General features: G+C 54.6%; 15 protein-coding genes. 1 reads left to right on the top strand and 14 read right to left on the bottom strand.

Features of this window, described 5'->3' with window-relative positions; genetic code table 11:
• The first annotated feature begins 32 nt into the window (after positions 1 to 32).
• The gene (locus AC791_RS15735) at positions 33 to 1,034 is read left to right on the top strand and encodes a chemotaxis protein (protein WP_049841343.1); all 1,002 of its coding nucleotides are present in this window, start codon (positions 33 to 35) and stop codon (positions 1,032 to 1,034) included.
• A 61-nt stretch (positions 1,035 to 1,095) separates the two neighbouring features.
• On the opposite strand, the gene nuoN is transcribed toward AC791_RS15735, so the two are convergent.
• The 14 genes from nuoN to AC791_RS15805 all read right to left on the bottom strand — a co-directional run bounded on the left by nuoN (position 1,096) and on the right by AC791_RS15805 (position 17,729).
• Positions 1,096 to 2,553 (bottom strand): NADH-quinone oxidoreductase subunit NuoN, encoded by a 1,458-nt coding sequence (gene nuoN, locus AC791_RS15740; RefSeq protein ID WP_049841344.1) that lies wholly within the window; start codon positions 2,551 to 2,553, stop codon positions 1,096 to 1,098.
• Between the two features lie 6 nt (positions 2,554 to 2,559).
• Entirely contained in the window at positions 2,560 to 4,089 is a 1,530-nt protein-coding gene (gene nuoM / locus AC791_RS15745) for an NADH-quinone oxidoreductase subunit M (RefSeq protein WP_049841345.1), read from the bottom strand.
• Between the two features lie 152 nt (positions 4,090 to 4,241).
• Positions 4,242 to 6,083 (bottom strand): NADH-quinone oxidoreductase subunit L, encoded by a 1,842-nt coding sequence (gene nuoL, locus AC791_RS15750; protein ID WP_049841346.1) that lies wholly within the window; start codon positions 6,081 to 6,083, stop codon positions 4,242 to 4,244.
• A complete protein-coding gene (gene nuoK, locus AC791_RS15755; RefSeq protein ID WP_049841347.1) occupies positions 6,080 to 6,382 on the bottom strand; it encodes an NADH-quinone oxidoreductase subunit NuoK in 303 nt (100 codons plus the stop codon). The genes nuoL and nuoK overlap by 4 nt, the downstream gene beginning before the upstream one ends.
• A complete protein-coding gene (gene nuoJ, locus AC791_RS15760; protein ID WP_049841348.1) occupies positions 6,379 to 6,933 on the bottom strand; it encodes an NADH-quinone oxidoreductase subunit J in 555 nt (184 codons plus the stop codon). Before nuoJ ends, nuoK begins: the two co-directional genes overlap by 4 nt.
• Positions 6,934 to 6,944: 11 nt before the next feature.
• The gene (nuoI, locus tag AC791_RS15765) at positions 6,945 to 7,487 is read right to left on the bottom strand and encodes an NADH-quinone oxidoreductase subunit NuoI (RefSeq protein WP_049841349.1); all 543 of its coding nucleotides are present in this window, start codon (positions 7,485 to 7,487) and stop codon (positions 6,945 to 6,947) included.
• Between the two features lie 14 nt (positions 7,488 to 7,501).
• Positions 7,502 to 8,479 (bottom strand): NADH-quinone oxidoreductase subunit NuoH, encoded by a 978-nt coding sequence (gene nuoH, locus AC791_RS15770; RefSeq protein ID WP_049841350.1) that lies wholly within the window; start codon positions 8,477 to 8,479, stop codon positions 7,502 to 7,504.
• Positions 8,476 to 11,202: an NADH-quinone oxidoreductase subunit NuoG gene (gene nuoG / locus AC791_RS15775; RefSeq protein ID WP_049841660.1), complete on the bottom strand. Its 2,727-nt coding sequence runs from the start codon at positions 11,200 to 11,202 to the stop codon at positions 8,476 to 8,478. The genes nuoH and nuoG overlap by 4 nt, the downstream gene beginning before the upstream one ends.
• 109 nt (positions 11,203 to 11,311) lie before the next feature.
• A complete protein-coding gene (gene nuoF / locus AC791_RS15780; protein ID WP_049841351.1) occupies positions 11,312 to 12,649 on the bottom strand; it encodes an NADH-quinone oxidoreductase subunit NuoF in 1,338 nt (445 codons plus the stop codon).
• Positions 12,646 to 13,146 (bottom strand): NADH-quinone oxidoreductase subunit NuoE, encoded by a 501-nt coding sequence (gene nuoE / locus AC791_RS15785; RefSeq protein WP_049841352.1) that lies wholly within the window; start codon positions 13,144 to 13,146, stop codon positions 12,646 to 12,648. The genes nuoF and nuoE overlap by 4 nt, the downstream gene beginning before the upstream one ends.
• Before the next feature lie 2 nt (positions 13,147 to 13,148).
• Positions 13,149 to 14,951, bottom strand: a complete 1,803-nt coding sequence (gene nuoC, locus AC791_RS15790; protein WP_072094368.1) for an NADH-quinone oxidoreductase subunit C/D — start codon at positions 14,949 to 14,951, stop codon at positions 13,149 to 13,151.
• Positions 14,952 to 15,039: 88 nt separating this feature from the next.
• Positions 15,040 to 15,714, bottom strand: a complete 675-nt coding sequence (nuoB, locus tag AC791_RS15795; RefSeq protein WP_002913178.1) for an NADH-quinone oxidoreductase subunit NuoB — start codon at positions 15,712 to 15,714, stop codon at positions 15,040 to 15,042.
• Positions 15,715 to 15,735: 21 nt separating this feature from the next.
• Positions 15,736 to 16,170, bottom strand: coding sequence for an NADH-quinone oxidoreductase subunit NuoA (gene nuoA, locus AC791_RS15800; protein ID WP_049841354.1), 435 nt, complete (start codon positions 16,168 to 16,170; stop codon positions 15,736 to 15,738).
• 620 nt (positions 16,171 to 16,790) lie between these two features.
• Complete coding sequence (locus AC791_RS15805; protein ID WP_049841661.1) at positions 16,791 to 17,729, bottom strand: LysR family transcriptional regulator; 939 nt, start codon at positions 17,727 to 17,729, stop codon at positions 16,791 to 16,793.
• Positions 17,730 to 17,820 lie beyond the last annotated feature (91 nt).

Genomic DNA, 17,820 nt, shown 5'->3' on the forward strand with positions numbered 1-17,820 from the left:
GTTTCGCGTTTACCTTACCTCCTGAGGGCTTTATGGACACTTTTCAGAAAGACATTGATGACAGGGCCAATCTGACCCTGTCAAACCGCTTTGAGCTGCTGCTGTTTCGCCTCGGCGAGTCCGCCCACGATGAAAAATCAGAATTGTTTGGCATCAACGTGTTTAAACTGCGCGAGATCGTACCGATGCCAGCATTCACTCGCCCAGCCGGGATCAAGCCGCCGCTACTCGGGATGGTGAATATCCGCGATCAAATCATCCCGGTTATTGATTTGCCCGCGGTTGCAGGCTGTAAGCCTTCGAAAGGACTAAATATTCTGTTGATTACCGAGTATGCCCGCAGCGTGCAGGCGTTTGCCGTGGAGTCGGTGGAAAATATTATTCGCCTCGACTGGACACAAATCCATACCGCTGAAAAAGCGATTAACGGGCAGTACATTACCAGCATTGCCTGTCTGGATGAGGATAAAAATAGCAATAATCTCGCGCTGGTCATCGATGTTGAACAGATCCTGTATGACATCGTACCCGCAGAGCACGACCTGCATGCAACCCATATCCAGACGCAAAAATTTAAAGTGAAGCCAGGATCGACTGCCATTGTAGCCGAAGATTCTAAAGTCGCGCGGATGATGCTGGCCAAAGCGCTGGAAGCCATGGAGATCCCGGCGCAGTTGCATATTACCGGAAAGGAAGCCTGGGAAACGATTGAGGCGCTGGCGGAAGCCGCCCGCGTTGAAGGCGTACCGATAACGGATAAAATTTCGATGGTGCTGACCGACCTTGAAATGCCGGAGATGGATGGGTTTACGCTGACCCGTAAAATTAAAACCGATGAGCGACTGAAACATATTCCGGTGGTGATCCACTCTTCACTTTCCGGTAATGCTAATGAAGATCACGTGCGTAAAGTACAGGCCGATGGCTACGTAGCGAAATTTGAAATCAACGAGCTTTCTTCAGTGATTGAAGAAGTGCTGGATCGTGCTGCATCCCGGCGCCAGGGGCCGTTGATAAGCCGGCAAAGTGCCTGAACATTTAGCAGCGCAAAAAAAACCGCCTGATATCGGCGGTTTTTTTATTTCAGCGTTTCGCTTACATCAGCGGCAGTGCCAGTTGCACCAGGCTAATCAACGGCTGCGGCCAGACGCCGAGGACCAGTACCAGTAAAGCGGAAATCAGAACCACAATACCGCCGGCGCTGTACTGCCAGTTTGACGGTGCGTCGCGGCTCAATTTCTCCGGCGCGTTCAGATACAGACTCACAGCAACGCGCAGGTAGTAGTAGAGACCAATCGCCGAACCGACTACCACAGCCCCAACCAGCCACCACAGGTTGGCCTGCACACCGACGGCCAGGATGTAGAACTTACCAATGAAGCCGAGGGTCATTGGAATACCTGCCAGCGACAGCATCATTACCGTCATGACAGCGGCCAGAACCGGGCGGTGCCAGAACAAACCACGATAAGAGAACAGAGAATCGGCATCTGCACCCCGGTACGGGCTGGACATCAGGCTTACCACGCCAAACGCGCCAAGGCTGCTGAACAGGTAACCCGCCAGATAAACGCCTACGGCCTCCATCGACATCTCACCGCTTTGCAGCGCAATCAGCGCCACCAGCAGATAGCCGAGATGCGAGATAGATGAATAGCCGAGCAGACGTTTGATATTGGTCTGGCTCAGCGCCATCAGGTTCCCGAAGATGATAGAGGCAAAGGCAATTACGCCCAGTACAATCCGCACGGCGTCGCTATCGCCGACTGGCGCATAGAGAAACAGACGCATTACCACGCCAAAGATAGCAATTTTGCTTGCAGTCGCCAGGAAGGTTGATACCGGCGCAGGTGCGCCCTGGTAGACATCCGGCGTCCACAGGTGGAACGGCACCAGCGACAGTTTAAAGCCGAGGCCGACTATCATCAGACCCAGACCGGCCAGCAGCAGCGGTTCGTGCAGCATCCCGTCACCAAGGCTCTTACCGATCGCCAGGAACGACAGATTGCCGGACTGAGCGTACACCAGCGCCATGCCGAACAGCAGGAATGACGAGGCGGCGGCGGACAGAATAGTGTACTTGATGCTGGCTTCCAGAGAGCGTTTCAGGCGGAAAGCATAACCTACCAGACCAAACAGCGGCAGGGAGATAAGCTCAATGCCGAGGAACAGCGCCGCCATGTGATTAGCGTTCGCCAGCAGGATCCCACCCAGCGTGGCAATCAATACCAGCAGATAGAACTCTTCTTTATTGTCGTTGTACCCTTCCAGCCACGGATAGGCAAAAGTACAGGTAGCAAGACTCGCCAGCAGGACCAGCCCGGTGTACAGCATGGCGTATCCATCTACGCGCATCAGCGGCGTGACGTCCATTGCGCCTGCCTGGCCAACAAACCAAAGCGATACTAACGCGACATTAAGCCCAATGACCGACAGCGTGGCATTGAGAAAATGATTGCGTCGCCACGCAATGGAGAGCATCACGACCACCACCGTCAAACCGACGATTAGCAGCGGTAGCAGCGCAATCAGGTGTTGTGAAGTTATTGTCATGGCGATTTACGGCCTTGTAGTAGTAACGGAATTAACAAACCACTGCTGGATGTTGCTCATCGCTGAATGCGACGTATCCAGAATCGGCTGTGGCCAGAGGCCCAGCAGTACCAGCAGTACAACCAGAAGCAGAATGATAGACAGCTCGCGCAGCGACATTCCCGGCAGCTCTTTTGCCGCGATTTCACTTTTCGCTTTACCAAAGTAAGCGCGGTGCAGCATGGCCAGCGAGTAAACGGAGGCAAATACCAGACCGAAGGTTGAAATCACGGTGATCACCGGTACGACCTGATAGCTGCCGAACAGGATCATGAACTCGCCCACGAAGTTACCGGTGCCCGGCATCCCAAGCGTAGCGACAGCGAAGAACAGCGACATGGCTGGCAGCCATTTAATTTTGCTCCACAGGCCGCCCATCATACGCATATCACGGGTATGCAGACGCTCGTAAAGCTGACCGCAGATAATAAACATCCCGGCGGCAGAAAGACCGTGCGCAATCATCTGGATCACCGCGCCCTGGTATGCCAGCTGGCTGCCGGTATAAATCGCAATCAGCACGAAGCCCATATGCGAAACAGAGGTGTAGGCAATCAGACGCTTAATATCGGTCTGGGCAAAGGCCATCCACGCGCCGTAGAAAATACCAATCACGCCGAGCCACATGGCTATCGGTGCAAATTCCGCAGAGGCATTCGGGAACAGCGGCAACGAGAAACGCAGCAGACCGTAAGCGGCAGTTTTCAGCAGGATACCGGCAAGGTCAACAGAGCCGGCGGTCGGGGCCTGAGAGTGCGCATCCGGCAGCCAGCCATGCAGCGGCACCACCGGCATTTTCACCGCGAAGGCGATGAAGAAGCCCAGCATCAGCAGATATTCGACGCCGTGCGACATAGGCGTTTTCAGCAGCGCTTCATAGTCGAAGGTCCAGACGCCAGTAGCGCTGTAATGCACAAAGACCAGCGACAGGATAGCAATCAGCATCACCAGACCGCTGGCCTGGGTGTAGATGAAGAATTTGGTAGCCGCAGAAATACGCGTCTTCCCGTCGGAGGCTTTATGGCCCCAGAGCGCAATCAGGAAGTACATCGGTACCAGCATCATCTCCCAGAAGAAGAAGAACAGGAACAGGTCAATGGCCAGGAACACGCCGATAACGCCACCGAGGATCCACATCAGATTAAGATGGAAGAAACCCTGATATTTCTCGATCTCACGCCAGGAGCAGAGAACCGCCAGTACGCCAAGCAACCCGGTCAGCGTCACCATCAGCAGAGAAAGACCATCCAGCGCCAGATGAATGGAGATGCCAAAACGCGGGATCCACGGCAGCAGGAATTCCGACTGCCACTGCGGCAATCCAGCCGCCTGAGTCAGAGAGTAGCCGCCCTGCAACCACAGTTGCAGAGAGAGCAAAAACGTCAGTCCCATGGTTATCAGCGCTATCCAGCGCGGCACTTTCACGCCGAAGCGTTCGGTTTGCCAGCACAGAAAGCCGCCGATAAAGGGAATTAGTATTAGCCAGGGTAATAGCATGGCGATCTTTATTCCTTGTTAAAGTCTCCTGAGAGACCTGATTTTCAACGAATTCTCACAACAGAAAATGCACGTCGAATTGAGGCATTCACCGGGGGTGTTTCAGGCCCGGTAAGCCAGGCTACCGGGCAAAACACGCTCAATTCTCAAACTCAACGCAGTACCATCAACAGTCCCAGCACGACAACCGCACCGATGCTCATTGACGCGACATACCAGCGCAGATAGCCGTTCTCACTGAACAGCAGACCTTTACCCGCAAAGCGCGACAAAATAGCCGGAATGTTCATTAACGCATTCAGCGGATCGCGGCGGATAAGCCAGGCAATACCGAGGAACGGTTTAATAAACACTTTGTCATACAGCCAGTCGAAGCCCCACGCATGGAACCACCAGGTGCCGAAGAAGCGGCCCGGCGCGCTATTTGCGATAGCGGTCACCAGGGTGCGTTTACCCAGCCATAGCCAGGCGGCAATCAGGATCCCGGCAATAGCCACGATGCCCGAGGTGATTTCCAGCGTCAGTACGCGACCGTGTTCCATCTCAGTGGTGTGCGGCAGGACATTCCCCAACGGCGGCACAATCAGCGCGCCGAGGAAGGTGGACAGCAGCATTAACACAATCAGCGGCAGGTGATGGGTAATTCCCTTCCCTGCATGAGCATGGATCTGTTCTTTACCGTGGAAGACAATGAAAATCATCCGGAAGGTATAGAGCGACGTCATAAACGCGCCAACCAGACCGGCGATCATCAGGTTCAGATGACCATTCGCCATCGCGCCCGCAAGGATCTCATCCTTACTGAAGAAGCCGGCGGTGATCAGCGGTAGTGCAGACAGCGCCGCGCCACCGACCAAAAAGCTCAGATACACCAGCGGAATCGACTTGCGCAGGCCGCCCATTTTAAAGATGTTCTGCTCGTGATGGCAGGCAAGGATCACCGAGCCGGATGCCAGGAACAGCAGCGCTTTAAAGAAGGCATGAGTCATCAGGTGGAAAATGGCCGCATCCCACGCCTGAACGCCGAGCGCCAGGAACATGTAGCCAATCTGGCTCATAGTAGAATAAGCCAGCACGCGCTTGATGTCAGTCTGTACCAGCGCTGCAAAGCCTGCCAGCACCAGGGTGATAGCACCGATAATCCCCACCAGATGCAGGATTTCCGGGGTCATCAGGAACAAACCGTGCGTCCGGGCAATCAGGTAAACCCCGGCAGTCACCATGGTCGCCGCGTGGATCAGCGCCGACACAGGCGTCGGGCCGGCCATTGCATCGGCAAGCCATGTCTGCAATGGCAGCTGTGCCGATTTACCCACCGCGCCGCCCAACAGCATCAACGTTGCCCACTGTAGGGTGGTGCTACCGGCCGCAAAGTGTTGCGGTGCCAGTTCAACCATTTCGCGGAAGTTCAGGGTACCCAGCTCGTTGTAGAGGATGAACAGTGCAAAGGCCAGAAACACGTCACCGACGCGGGTCACCACGAAGGCTTTCATTGCCGCCGCGCCGTTCTTCGGATCGGTATAGTAGAAACCGATCAGCAGATACGAGCACAGGCCCACGCCTTCCCAGCCGAGGTACATCATCAGCAGGTTATCGGACAGCACCAGAATAACCATGCTGGCGATAAACAGGTTGGTGTAGGCAAAGAAGCGGGAATACCCCTCTTCACCGCGCATATACCAGGAGGCGAACATGTGGATCAGGAAGCCAACGCCGGTCACCACCGAGAGCATGGTCAGCGACAGGCCATCCAGCACAAGGTTAAAACCGATATTGAAATCGCCGACCGACATCCACGTCCACAGCGGCTGGCTGAACGGCGCGCGATCGCCATTCAGAAAGTCAATACCCACATACGCCGTGACCAGCGCGGCGAGGCCAATGGAGCCAACGCCGACGGTCGCGGAGAGATTCTCAGACCAGCGTCCGCGCGAGAACGCCAGCAGCAGAAAGCCAATTAATGGCAGAATAATGGTTAAGGCAAGCATGTTCATCCACGCAACTCACTTACTGAATCGATGTTCAGATTCTGGCGGCGACGGTGAAGCTGTAGCAGCAGCGCCAGGCCAATACTTGCTTCAGCTGCCGCAAGACTGATGGCAAGAATGTACATCACCTGACCATCGGTCTGGCCCCAGTAGCTTCCTGCCACCACAAAGGCCAGCGCGGAAGCGTTAATCATGATTTCCAGGCCAATCAGCATAAACAGCAGATTGCGGCGAATCACCAGGCCGGTCAGACCCAGCACAAACAGGATGGCTGCAAGGATCAGTCCATGTTGTAAGGGGATCATGCGTGCTCCTCCGATTTTCTCTTCGCGCTGTCGTTGGCACGATTACTTAATACCTCACCAGCACGCTCTTCACGCCCAACGTGGAAAGCCACCACCAGGCCGGCCAACAGCAGCATTGAAGCCAGTTCAACCGCCAGAACATACGGACCAAACAGCGTAATACCCACCGCTTTGGCGCTGATTGCCGTACCGTCAATACCCTGATCGTTAACATGCAGGATGGCGTAAATCATTACCACCAGCAGCACGGCGGACAACACCGCAGGGCCAATCCAGATTTGCGGTTTCAGCCACTGACGTTCCTGCTGGATCTCAGAGCCGCCGAGGTTGAGCATCATCACCACGAAGACGAACAGCACCATAATGGCCCCGGCGTAGACGATGATCTCCAGCGCTCCGGCAAAGTAGGCGCCGAGAGAGAAGAAAACGCCGGCGATAGCCAGCAGGGACACAATCAGATACAGCAACGCGTGGATCGGATTGGTGTGCGTAACCACTCTGAACGTTGTCAGAATGGCCACCAGGCCACAGATATAAAAAGCGAACTCCATTGCCCCTCTCCTTACGGTAACAGGCCTTTGACGTCGATAGGCTTGGCTTCATTTTCCGCTTCGCCCTTATCTTTGCCGTCGATTGCCATACCTGCCATCCGGTAGAAGTTATATTCCGGGTATTTGCCCGGACCGGAGATCAGCAGATCCTCTTTCTCAAATACCAGATCCTGGCGCTTGTACTCACCCAGCTCAAAGTCCGGCGTCAGCTGAATTGCTGTTGTCGGGCAGGCTTCCTCACACAGGCCGCAAAAAATACAGCGTGAAAAGTTGATGCGGAAAAATTCCGGGTACCAGCGACCGTCTTTGGTTTCCGCTTTTTGCAGCGAAATACAGCCTACCGGGCAGGCTACCGCGCACAGGTTACAGGCAACGCAGCGCTCTTCACCGTCCGGATCGCGGGTAAGCACGATACGACCGCGATAGCGCGGCGGCAGGTAAACCGGCTCTTCCGGATACATGCGCGTTTCACGTTTGGCGAAGGCGTGCAAACCGATCATCCAGATACTGCGTACCTGGGTACCGACGCCCACTAACAATTCTTTTAAGGTCATGGTCTATACGTCCCTTATTGCGCCTGCCAGAGAATGACAGCCGCCGTTACCAGCAAGTTGATCAGCGTCAGCGGCAGGCAAATTTTCCAGCCGAAAGACATTACCTGGTCATAACGCGGACGCGGTAACGATGCGCGGATCAAAATAAACATCATCATAAAGAACGCCGTTTTAATGGCGAACCAGATGAATGGCGGTAAGAACGGGCCTTGCCAGCCGCCGAAAAACAGGGTGACAATCATCGCCGAGACGGTAACGATACCGATATATTCCCCCACGAAGAACAGACCGAATTTCATGCCGGAATATTCAACGTGATAACCATCGGCCAGTTCCTGCTCGGCTTCCGGTTGGTCAAACGGGTGACGGTGACAGACCGCCACGCCCGCGATGGCAAAGGTCACGAAGCCAAAGAACTGCGGGATAACGTTCCAGATATCAGCCTGATTATTGACGATGTCGGTCATGTTGAACGAACCGGCCTGCGCCACTACGCCCATCACTGACAGTCCCAAAAACACTTCATAGCTCAGGGTTTGCGCCGATGCACGCATCGCGCCAAGCAGTGAGTATTTGTTGTTACTGGACCAGCCGGCGAACAGCACGGCATACACCGCCAGACCGGCCATCATCAGGAAAAACAGGATCCCGATATTCAGGTCGGCCACCACCCAGCTCGGGCTGACCGGCACAATGGCGAAGGCCAGCAGCAGCGAGGTAAAGGCAATCATCGGCGCAAGGGTAAAGATGACGCGGTCCGAAAATTTCGGGATCCAGTCCTCTTTAAAGAACATCTTGATCATGTCCGCAACCAGCTGGAGCGAGCCGCCCCAGCCAACGCGGTTCGGTCCGTAACGGTTCTGGAACAGGCCGAGCAGACGACGCTCGCCAAAGCTCATGAATGCCCCGCAGGTCACCACGACCAGCAGGATCACAATGGCTTTCAGAATGGTTAACAGAACATCAATCACTTCCGGTGTCAGCCAGCTCATGCTTGTGCCTCCCGCAGATCGTCAAGACGCGCGCCTGCCAGTACCGGCGCAATGCCAGGCATCCCCATCGGCAAGCCAACCTGCCCTGCCGTCAGACCCTCAGCAATGACTACCGGCAGGCTTACCGTCTGACCTTCATAACTGAAGGAGACGTGCGCTCCGGCGTTAACGCCAAGCTTCGCGGCATCCGCCGGATTCAGACGGATATAGGGCTGCGGCATACGCTGCTGAAATACCGGCGAGCGCTGCGACATTTCATCGCTGCCGAACAGATGGTAGTAAGGCGCAATACGCCATTTTCCGTCTTCGGCCTGGAAGCGTTCCGGGATGCGGGTGAAGAAATCCAGCCCGCTATCAGAGGCTTCAATCAGGCGCACGCCCGGATCGCCATGGCGAAGATGCCCGCCGACTTCAGCCTGGAATTTATTCCACGCCTGCGGAGAGTTCCAGCCCGGTGCCCAGGCAAACGGAATTTGCGAGCGCGGGGCAGACGGCTGGTTATTCCCTTCCATTGAGAAGGCAAACATGGTGTCTTTATCCTGCGGCTGACGCGGTTCATGCACGCTGATGTTGGCGCGCATGGCGGTGCGCCCACTGTAGCGATGCGGTTCACGCGCCAGTTTCTGACCGCGAATGCGGAATGACGCATCCGGGGCCGCATCTTTAATACCTGCCAGCTGCGGCAGCGCCGTAATAGCCGCATCAATCACGTGATCAAGCTGGGTCCAGTCCACTTCACGACTTTCAACCGTGCTGTGCAGGGAGTGCAGCCAGCGCCAGCTTTCCAGCATCACCGTACTGCTGTCATAGTAGGCCGGATCGTAAACCTGGAAGAAACGCTGCGCGCGGCCTTCATTGTTGATAACCGTGCCGTCACTTTCCGCGAAGCTGGCCGCAGGCAGGACCAGATGGGCATAATCCATGATTGCCGTACGCTGATGGTCAACAACCATCACCAGCGGCGCTTTCGCCAGCGCGGCATCGACACGCGCGGCGCTGGCGTGACGATGCAGATCGTTTTCCAGTACCACTACCGCATCGGCCGAGCCGGATTCCAGCGCGTCCAGCGCGTCGTCCAGCGAGCCGCCGCCAATCATGCCGAGGCCCATACTGTTTACTGCGCGAGCAATCATCGTAATGCCGACATCCGCCCCGCGCCCCTGAAGGGCTTTAGCCACGTTGGCCGCGGCCTCAATCACATCGGTATTACCGGCGTTGGTACCGGAAATAATCAGCGGTTTTTTCGCCCCGGCCAGGGCCTGCACCACCACGTCGATTTTATTTTGCAGATCGCGATCGATACCTTCAACGGCTGGCGAGTTGCTGTCCAGCGCATGGGCAATGGCAAAGCCAAAGCGCGCCTGATCTTCCACCGGTGCACGGTAAGTCCATGCCGCGATATCATCCATTCGGGTGTTATCGACGTTAGTGACGAACAGCGGATGCTTCGCACGCTGACCAATGTTCAGAATGGCGGCAATTTGCCAGTCGGCGACTTTTTGAGCCGCGGCCATTTCACGTGCTTTGCCTTTCACCGCCTGACGTACTGCCAGGGCAACGCGAGCGCCGGTCTGGGTAATATCTTCACCCAAGATCAGCACGGCATCATATGATTCGATTTCGCGCAGCGCCGGCGTATGTATTCCCCCTTCACGCAGCACTTTCAGTACCAGTTGCAGACGTTCCTGCTCGCGACGGGCAATGCCGGTATAGAAATTTTCGGCTCCAACCAGTTCACGCAGCGCAAAGTTGCTCTCAACGCTGGCGCGCGGAGAACCAATACCGATCACTTTCTTCGACTGACGCAGAATATCTGCTGCACCCTGCATCGCCTGTTCCGCGTTGAGGGTAATAAGATCGGCACCGCGACGCTGAACCGGCTGACGCGGACGGTCTTTCAGATTGACGTAACCATAACCAAAGCGGCCACGGTCGCAGAGGAAGTAGTGGTTAACCGTACCGTTATAGCGGTTTTCGATACGACGCAGTTCGCCGTAGCGCTCGCCCGGGCTGGTGTTACATCCCAGTGAGCACTGCTGGCAGATGCTTGGTGCAAACTGCATATCCCACTTACGGTTATAGCGCTCGGAGTGCGTCTTATCGGTAAATACGCCGGTCGGACAAATTTCGACCAGGTTACCGGAGAATTCGCTTTCCAGCGTGCCGTCTTCCGGGCGACCGAAATAGACGTTGTCATGGGCACCGTAGACGCCCAGATCCGCGCCGTCGGCGTAATCTTTGTAGTAACGCACGCAGCGATAGCAGGCAATACAGCGGTTCATTTCATGCGAAATGAACGGACCGAGATCCTGATTGCGGTGGGTACGTTTGGTAAAACGGTAACGACGGAAACTGTGGCCCGTCATGACGGTCATATCCTGAAGGTGGCAGTTACCGCCCTCTTCACATACCGGACAGTCGTGCGGGTGGTTAGTCATCAACCATTCAACGACGCTTTCACGGAACTGTTTTGCTTCTTCATCGTTAATTGAGATAAACGTTCCGTCAGAGGCCGGTGTCATACAAGACATGACCAGACGCCCACGCGTGTCTTCCGCGTTCTGATATTGCTTCACCGCACACTGGCGGCAAGCGCCGACGCTGCCCAGCGCCGGATGCCAGCAAAAGTACGGAATATCGAGGCCGTGAGACAGACAAGCCTGTAGCAGGTTGTCCGCGCCGTTCACCTCATATTCTTTGCCGTCTACATGAATCGTAGCCATAGTCAGCATGCTTCCAGTTGGCTCGGCCAAAGGCCAAGCGTTAATCGAAATTCTCTCATATCACCCTCGCCCTTACCTTCTCTCTGCTGGAGAGGAGCGAGGGGATGAATTACCAGCGTGCTTTCAGCAGGTTCGGCTGGATCCCATTAATCGCATGGGTGTTGCTTAACGGCTGCTTGATACCCGCTTCAAATTCTTCGCGGAAATACTTGATCGCACTTTGCAGCGGTTCAACCGCACCGGGTGCGTGAGCACAGAAGGTTTTACCCGGCCCGAGGAAACGACACAGTTGCTCAAGTGTCTCGATATCCCCCGGCTGGCCTTCTCCACGCTCAATCGCGCGCAGAATTTTTACGCTCCACGGCAGCCCGTCGCGGCATGGTGTACACCAGCCGCAGGACTCGCGAGCGAAGAACTCTTCCAGATTACGTACCAGCGGTACCATGCCAATTTCATGGTCAACGGCCATCGCCAGTGCGGTACCCAGACGGCTGCCTGCTTTACCGATGCTTTCAAATTCCATCGGCAGATCCAGATGCGCTTCGGTCAGGAAGTCAGTTCCTGCCCCGCCCGGCTGCCAGGCTTTGAATTTGAGGCCATCACGCATTCCACCGGCGTATTCTTCAAGGATCTCTCGTGCGGTGGTGCCAAACGGCAGCTCCCATACGCCCGGATTTTTCACCCGGCCTGAGAAGCCCATCAGCTTGGTGCCCGCATCTTTACTGGTGGAGATGCCCTGATACCACTCAACGCCGTTAGCGAGAATGGCCGGCACGTTACATAGCGTTTCAACGTTGTTAACGCAGGTCGGTTTACCCCACACGCCGCTGCTCGCCGGGAACGGCGGCTTGGAGCGCGGGTTAGCACGGCGGCCTTCAAGGGAGTTAATCAGCGCGGTTTCTTCACCGCAGATATAGCGCCCTGCTCCGGTATGCACGAACAGTTCAAAATCAAAACCGGTACCAAGAATATTTTTGCCCAGCAGGCCCGCCTCGGTCGCCTCAGCGATTGCCCGACGCAGATTCTCCGCAGCTTCGATGTATTCACCGCGCAGGAAGATGTAGCCGCGATACGCTTTTAGCGCAAAGGCTGAAATCAGCATTCCTTCCACCAGCAGGTGCGGGAGCTGTTCCATTAACAGGCGGTCTTTATAGGTGCCCGGTTCCATTTCATCGGCGTTACACAACAGGTAGCGGATGTTCATGGATTCGTCTTTTGGCATCAGGCTCCACTTCAAACCGGTGGAGAATCCTGCGCCGCCGCGTCCTTTCAGACCGGAATCTTTTACCGCGTTGACGATGTCATCAGGTGCCATGGCGGAAAGCGCTTTACGTGCGCCCTCATAGCCGTTTTTGCTCTGATACTCTTCCAGCCATACCGGCTGTTTATCGTCACGCAGACGCCAGGTCAGCGGATGCGTTTCGGGAGTGCGTATAACGTTTTTCATTTATACTGCTCCAGCAAATCAGGGATCGCCTCCGGCGTCAGATGGCTGTGAGTATCCTCATCAATCATCATGGTCGGCCCTTTGTCGCAGTTGCCCAGACAGCAGGTCGGCAGGAGAGTAAAACGTCCGTCAAAGGTCGTCTGTCCCGGCTTGATATCCAGTTTTTTCTCGATAGCAGCCTGAATTCCCTGATAGCCGGTAATATGGCACACCACGCTATCGCAGTAGCGGATCACATGACGGCCAACCGGCTGGCGGAAGATCTGGCTGTAGAACGTTGCCACCCCTTCGACGTCGCTGGCGGGAATTTGCAGTACTTCAGCGATGGCATAGATAGCGCCGTCCGGCACCCATCCACGCTGCTTTTGAACAATCTTCAGCGCTTCAATGGACGCTGCACGCGGATCTTCGTAGTGATGCAATTCGTGTTCGATTGCTTCACGTTCTGCCGCACTCAGCTCAAAAGCCTCGGTTTGTGGTTGTTGATTTTCGTGCATAATTAGCGGTCCACGTCTGACATAACAAAATCGATACTGCCCAGATAGACGATAAGATCCGACACCAGGCTGCCGCGGATCGCCGATGGGATCTGCTGCAGGTGCGCAAAGCTTGGCGTGCGCACGCGGGTGCGGTAGCTCATGGTGCTGCCGTCGCTGGTCAGGTAGTAACTGTTGATCCCCTTGGTCGCCTCGATCATCTGGAAGGATTCGTTAGCAGGCATCACTGGCCCCCACGATACCTGCAGGAAGTGAGTGATCAGGGTTTCGATATGTTGCAGCGTGCGCTCTTTCGGCGGCGGCGTGGTCAGCGGGTGATCCGCTTTGAACGGGCCTTCCGGCATATTATTGAGGCACTGCTCAAGAATGCGCAGGCTCTGGCGCAGCTCTTCCACTTTTAGCATCACGCGGGTGTAACAGTCGGACACGCCGCCGCCAACCGGGACCTCAAAGTCGAAGTTTTCATAGCCAGAGTAAGGGCGCGCTTTACGAATGTCGAAGTCGATACCGGTCGCACGCAGGCCCGCACCCGTAGTGCCCCACTCCAGCGCTTCTTTTGCACCGTAAGCGGCAACGCCCTGAGAACGGCCTTTCAGAATGGAGTTACGCAGTGCGGCTTTCTCATACGACGCCAGGCGTTTCGGCATCCAGTCGAGGAATTCACGCAGCAGACGGTCCCAGCCACGCGGCAGATCATGCGCTACGCCACCAATACGGAACCACGCCGGGTGCATACGGAAGCCGGTAATCGCTTCTACCAGGTCGTAAATTTTCTGACGATCGGTAAAAGCAAAGAACACCGGCGTCATTGCGCCGACGTCCTGAATAAAGGTCGAGATATACAACAGATGGCTGTTAATACGGAACAGCTCAGAGAGCATGACGCGGATGACGTCTACGCGCTCAGGTACCTTGATGCCCGCCAGTTTCTCAACCGCCAGCACGTACGGCATTTCGTTAACGCAGCCGCCGAGATATTCGATACGGTCGGTATACGGAATGTAGCTGTGCCAGGACTGGCGCTCGCCCATCTTCTCAGCACCACGGTGGTGGTAGCCGATATCCGGAACGCAGTCGACAATCTCTTCGCCATCAAGCTGAAGGATAATACGGAATGCCCCGTGCGCTGAGGGGTGGTTAGGACCGAGGTTCAGGAACATGAAGTCCTCGTTTTCGGTCCCGCGCTTCATTCCCCAGTCTTCCGGGCGGAATGTCAGCGACTCCATTTCCAGATCCTGTTTGGCTTTTGTCAGCTCGAAAGGATCGAATTCGGTGGCGCGCGCCGGATAGTCTTTACGCAGCGGGTGACCGGTCCAGGTCTGCGGCATCATGATGCGCGTCAGGTGTGGATGGCCTTCGATATCAATGCCAAACATCTCCCAGGTTTCACGCTCATACCAGTTGGCGTTAGGAAAAAGTTTGGTGAAGGTCGGCACGCGCAGGTCGTTTTCAGACAATGCCACCTTGAGCATGATATCGCGATTGCGTTCAATGGAGATCAGGTGGTAGAAAACGGAAAAATCCGCGGCGGGTAAACCGTCACGGTGCGTGCGTAAACGTTCGTCCATGCCGTGTAAGTCAAACAGCATGACGTATGGCTTCGGCAACCTCTTTAAGAAATCGCCCACTTCCAGTAACTGCTCACGCTTAACCCAAACAACGGGAACCCCGGTACGGGTCGCCTGAACGGTAAAGGCATCCGGCCCAAAACGGTTGCGCAGTTCGCCAATGACCGGGTCATCAAGATGATCCCGGGTCTGCCATGCGGCGTCTTGCGCGGTTAAATCGGTCATAGTGTTCACCATTGCAAATGATCCGTGGTGACTGTCCGGCAGAGCTTCGCGCTATTTGTTTTACTATGCGAAGATGTAGTCCCCTGCCGACAGGCGCAAATTAAATCTCGTCTGGCGTACGCAAATTGGTAACTGCAATACGTTCGCCGCGTTTACGCTCGCGCTCCGATTGCATATTGGCGCGGTATACGCCCTGATCGCCTACTACCCATGATAGCGGACGACGCTCTTTACCAATTGATTCCTGTAGCAGCATCAGTGCCTGCATGTAGGCTTCCGGACGCGGCGGGCAGCCAGGGATATAAACATCCACCGGGATGAATTTATCGACGCCCTGCACCACCGAATAAATATCGTACATCCCGCCAGAGTTGGCGCAGGCGCCCATGGAGATGACCCATTTCGGCTCCAGCATTTGATCGTAAAGGCGCTGAATAACCGGGGCCATTTTTGTAAAGCAGGTTCCTGCTACTACCATCAGGTCAGCCTGACGCGGCGAGGCACGCAGTACTTCTGCGCCAAAGCGCGCAACGTCATGCACCGCAGTGAATGACGTTACCATTTCGACATAGCAGCAGGAGAGGCCGAAGTTATAAGGCCAGATTGAGTTTTTACGGCCCCAGTTGACCATGTCATGCAGGGCATGCTCAAGCTTGCCCATATACACGCTTTTGTTAACTTCCTGCTCCAGGGGGTCCGTGACGATCTCCTGTTTTTGCAGGGGGTAACGGTCATTCTCACCGTTAGGATCTATGCGGGTGAGCGTATAATCCATCTTATTGCCTCGCTTCTGGCGTTAACGATTAGTGCGGTCTGTTTCCGGGTTCATCAGTTCACGGCGTGAACGTACAGGCGTCCAGTCAAGCGCACGCACACGAACGAGGTAAACCAGGCCAGCCAGCAGCACAAAAATAAATATTGCGGCTTCTGCAAAGCCGACCCAACCGCTTTCGCGAATTGACGTTGACCATGCAAAGAGATAAAGCGCTTCTACGTCAAAGATGACGAAGAACATCGCGACCAGATAGAACTTAGCTGACAGGCGCAGTCGGGCCGAGCCGACCGAATCAATACCCGATTCAAACGGAGTATCTTTGTGCCTGGCGCGGGCGCGACCGCCGAGATACCAGCCGCCAACCAGCATTAAGCAGCACAGGCCGATGGCAACGACAAGAAATACAGCGAATGCCCAGTGATGAGCGATGACTTCAGTGGATGTTGACATACGCATTGCTTAGCTCAAAAGGTAGCACTAAAACCCCTGCTCTTAACGGCAGGTGAGCGCCACATCTGTTCATGGGGAGGAAGAAAAAACCATACATTTACTGCGTTAATATTAAAACCGCTAAATGATGTGGTTTTTTACTCCTTTCTATAACCTTTTGTCAACTTTAACAAAAGTTTCTTCACATTAATTCACATAAAACACTTTTCATTAACATACAGTACCTTTTCACCCCACAGAAACCGGGTTCATTATCAGGTTTTAGCTATGTTGAATCGTGTCCGTCAGGAACATGAAATGTATTACCCTCCTATTTTGACAGGATTTTGCCGGAATGCCTCCCCCTAATTAGGAGTATTTTCTTGATCTGTGACACGCTTTTGTGAATCCACCCCCAAAAAAATCACTAAATTTGCGGTAATTTTTAACATCTGCCCATAGCGTGCTTTACGGTATATGCATTAAAGATGGTAATTTAGCAATAGATTAAGCCTCTGATATTGCGAAAAGAGTTAGATCGTAATAGGTCATTATATGCAAATTGTTCAAAAATAAACCGCAGAGGCGTTATTCACCGTCTGCGGTTTATTTTTACAGTTACATTTAGTTACGCTACAGGCGTGAAATTACCCGACATCCTCTTCAATAATGAGAGAATTTTCTTCGTCTTTCGCCATCGTCATGGTGAGAGATGACAAATTCTGCGTATCGTATAACGCCTTAAAAATGGTATGAGACAGTTCGTTAATACTGTAAGGGTTGTAGCACAGCTGGTAATGGGTATCCGGTAACGGTGGTAGGCCGTCAGCCTGTCCCAATACCCGCAGCTCAGGTCCCATCATCTCAACCGGTCTTGCTGTAACGCCAAGCCCGGCCTTAACCGCGCTTCTGACCGCCGCCAGTGTTGATGACACATAGGCAATCCGCCATGGGATTTGTGCTTCATCCAGCGTGCGAATGGCCATTTCCCGAAACGGGCTGGGTTCATCAAGGATCACTAAGGGAATAGGTTCTGATTTACGTAAAATGAATTCCGCCGCACAGTACCAGAGCGTTGGGGAGGTCCGCAGCGTCTGAGAAGCAAACTGTGCCGGACGCTGAGTCGTCAGCATCAGGTCGACTTCCTGACTCTCCATCATCTCAACGATGGTCGGATTGTGCTTTATACGAATATCTACAGCCAGCCGCGGCCAGGCTGAGCTAATACGGTTGAGCAAAAACGGCAGCAGGATATCAGCGGATTCGCTTGATGCCCCGATGGTCAACTCTCCCTGTAGATCGTTGAAAACCAATGAGGAACAGGCCTCATCATTAAAGCGCAGGATTTTGCGTGCGTAACCTAAAAGCTGAATCCCCTGTTCGGTGAGGAGCTTATTACGGCCCTGGCGAACAAAAAGCTCCTTTTCAACCAGCTGTTCGAGCCGCTGCATCTGTTGACTGACGGCAGACTGGGTTCGACAAACCGCAGTAGCGGCCGCGGCAAAGGTATTGCAATCGGCGACCGCCACAAAGGTTCTCAGCAGATCGAGGTCGAGATTAATTATCGGACGATTTGCGTTAATCATATTTTTCCACTTACAGGCTGCTCGCAACTGACCTGCCTGGATTGATGCTGTGCTCAAAAAGTCAGGCAATTCCATTTATACCCTCCTGGCA

This window comes from Klebsiella sp. RIT-PI-d, from assembly GCF_001187865.1.
In the GTDB taxonomy this organism is placed as follows: domain Bacteria; phylum Pseudomonadota; class Gammaproteobacteria; order Enterobacterales; family Enterobacteriaceae; genus Superficieibacter.